General features: G+C 47.9%; 3 protein-coding genes. All 3 read right to left on the minus strand.

All coding sequences use genetic code 11. The features are described 5' to 3' along the window. Window positions 1–156 precede the first annotated feature (156 nt). A complete protein-coding gene (gene gmd / locus K2I50_RS01460) occupies window positions 157–1,245 on the minus strand; it encodes a GDP-mannose 4,6-dehydratase (RefSeq protein WP_301024477.1) in 1,089 nt (362 codons plus the stop codon). 166 nt (window positions 1,246–1,411) lie between these two features. Then, window positions 1,412–2,086 carry a hypothetical protein gene (locus tag K2I50_RS01465; RefSeq protein WP_301024478.1) on the minus strand — a complete coding sequence of 225 codons (675 nt, stop codon included), beginning with the start codon at window positions 2,084–2,086 and terminating at the stop codon, window positions 1,412–1,414. Window positions 2,087–2,142: 56 nt separating this feature from the next. Beyond that, on the minus strand, window positions 2,143–2,916 hold the full coding sequence (locus K2I50_RS01470; RefSeq protein ID WP_301024479.1) for an IS5 family transposase: 774 nt from the start codon (window positions 2,914–2,916) through the stop codon (window positions 2,143–2,145). Between the last annotated feature and the right edge of the window lie 159 nt (window positions 2,917–3,075).

The following is a 3,075-nucleotide window of genomic DNA, read 5'->3' on the forward strand; positions in this document are numbered from 1 at the left end:
AAGTACACTCCTTCGTCACATGTCGAAAATCGTCTCAAGCTATACGACCCTGGCGGCAACATTTATTATTAAACAAACTCTAAACAGTTTCTAAAATAGAATGTCCGCAAATTTAGGTGAAATCTGCGGACATTTCCTAACTATTATCGGAATATTTTACTTCACGATACCCTTTTCGAGGTATTCGGCGAGGTTGGTGCGCACGCTTTCGCCGGCGCGTTCTACAGCCACCTTGGCCATATCGGCATCGGTCATTATCTTTACCAGTTCGGCGAAAGATGTCTTCTGCGGGTTCCAGCCGAGTTTTGCGCGTGCCTTTGTGGGGTCGCCCCAGAGGTTTACCACATCGGTGGGACGATAGAAGTCGGGCGATACTTCGATGAGCACTTTGCCTGTAGCCACGTCGATACCTTTTTCGTTTTCGTCTTCACCTTCCCAGCGGAGTTCGATGCCGACGTTGCGGAAAGCAAGCTCGCAGAATTCGCGTACGGAGTGCTGCTCGCCGGTAGCGATAACGAAGTCTTCGGGAGTGGGATGCTGGAGTATGAGCCACATACACTCTACATAGTCCTTGGCGTAGCCCCAGTCGCGGAGCGAAGAGAGGTTGCCGAGGTAGAGTTTATCCTGCTTGCCCTGTGCGATACGTGCGGCAGCAAGAGTTATCTTGCGGGTAACGAAAGTCTCGCCACGACGCTCGCTCTCATGGTTGAAGAGGATACCCGAGCAGCAGTACATGCCATAGGCTTCACGATATTCCTTGACAATCCAGAATCCATACTGCTTGGCAACAGCATAAGGGCTGTAGGGATGGAACGGAGTGTTCTCGTTCTGAGGCACTTCCTCTACCTTTCCGTAAAGCTCGGAGGTAGATGCCTGATATATGCGGCATGTATCTTTCAGACCGGTCAGACGCACAGCCTCAAGCACTCGGAGCACACCGGTAGCATCGATGTCGGCTGTAAACTCAGGCGAGTCAAACGACACCTGCACATGGCTCTGTGCGGCGAGATTGTAGATTTCATCGGGGCGCACTTTGCCTACTACCTGGAGTATAGACATCGAGTCGCCGAGATCGGCATAATGAAGATGAAAATTTGGATGCCCTTCAAGGTGGGCGATACGTTCACGGAAGTCAACTGACGAGCGACGGATAGTGCCATGCACGTCGTAACCTTTTTCGAGCAGAAGCTCTGCCAGGAACGAGCCGTCCTGACCCGTAACCCCTGTAATGAGTGCTTTCTTCATACGATAAAATACATTATATTTACACTACGGGCGTTACGTAATAGCGGACATACCACAAACGCCACTCTTTCCTTTGAGCGTGCAAAGTTAATGATTTTTTGTCATTTTGGCAAAATCATGCCTAAATCAGCAAGGTAATGTTCGGGTTCAAGACGGGCTCTATCGGTCAAAATGTCAGAAGCAATCCTTTCTTTTGTCGGAGCGCCTCTTCATAGAGACTGCAAAGATTGTCGTAGGCTTCCATAATCTCCTCGGGCTCTACTTCCGACATAAGGTCCTCGGGTTCGATGTCTGCCGCTTCGTCTCGGTTCTCCTCCAGTGCTTGCAGAATCTCCTCAACCTCGGTGTGTTCGATAATGCCCAGACCCTCCATGCCGGGGTCTGCAATCACATCATCAATCTCGACTTCCCATCCGGTGACCGGTAATTCACCTTCTTCAAACACATCAAGTTCTTTAATCACTTCGTTGACGGCATCCCACATATTACCGATTTCGTAAAAATATACCGGAATATCGCGTACGCCTCCTCCGTCAGGAAGTGTTTTTTCTTCCTTAGACTTCATGACAGTGAAGCCATCAAGCACCTCAGGTATGGGTGCGCCAATCTTGAACGGACCGGCACAACCGGCTGACACCGTATCGGTATCAGCCACGCCAATCTCAGTCTGCTCGTCAACGACAGTTCCGGCGTCACTTTCGGCAAATACCGATATACTGTCTTCTGGCATATCGGCGATTGCTGTAGCGGATTCGGGGTTATTGCCGTTGGCTGCTCCGCAAGCCCAACAAATCGCAAACACTGTCATGACGACGATGAATCTCCATGGCTTGATATGCATTAAGAGAATGTTTGGAATTGACTTAGAGTGTGTTTACTTTTTAGAGTTGTTAAACATTAGATATGATTTATCAAGAGTTTGATAGTCGCAAAATCAATCATTTCCTCAGCGGATTCATCGGTCTGCTCATAGTTTCTTGTGAGCCGCCTGAATCCGTCAAGCCATGCGAATGTCCTTTCCACGACCCATCTCAGAGGCCTGGGAGTAAAACCTTTGATCCCGTTTGGGGTATTGCTGACCTCAAGCTCTATCATAAAATCGGACTTTACCTGATTTGCAATATCTCCGCGATAACCTCTGTCCACGAGAATTTTCTTAAGTGTCGGCCAAAAGAAAGCTGTCTGTCGGCACAACGGATAGGCAAGTTTGGAATCATGCCTTCCGGCATTGTCAACTGTTCGTCCAAGGATGAAGCCGTTGCGGTCAACCACGATGTTGCGTTTGACACCCTTTACCTTTTTATTGGCATCGAAACCGTTATCGCTCTGACGGTTGCCCCATTTGACGCTTTGCGCGTCCAAAGCTCCGACTGTCGGGCATTCGTTCTGCCCACGTTTGCGTCTGATTCTCATGATTGTCTTTTCTATGAAATGTTCGATATGACCGTCCTCTCTCCACTTACGGAAAAACTTATAGACCGACTGCCATTTCGGAAAATCCTTGGGAAGCATTCGCCATTGGCAGCCGCTGACCAGAAGATACAGGATTGCTTCGAATATGGAGCGCAAGGAATATTTACGGTGTCTGCAATCATTTTCAAAGAACACTTTGTTTATATAAGACCATTGACCCTCGGTCAGATGTGTCTGATAGAAGCTGATTCTATGCATATTAATCATTTTTCTTCTACAAACACTCTGATTGAGGGTTTGTTATGCTTATAATATTTAATTTGGTTTAAAAGTAAACACACTCTTAGAGCTTGTTTAATAATAAATGTTACCGTCAGGGCGGTCAATCGTCGAGCATATTTTCGCTTGTGATGAGGG

The organism is Muribaculum sp. (assembly GCF_029051885.1).
GTDB lineage: Bacteria > Bacteroidota > Bacteroidia > Bacteroidales > Muribaculaceae > Muribaculum.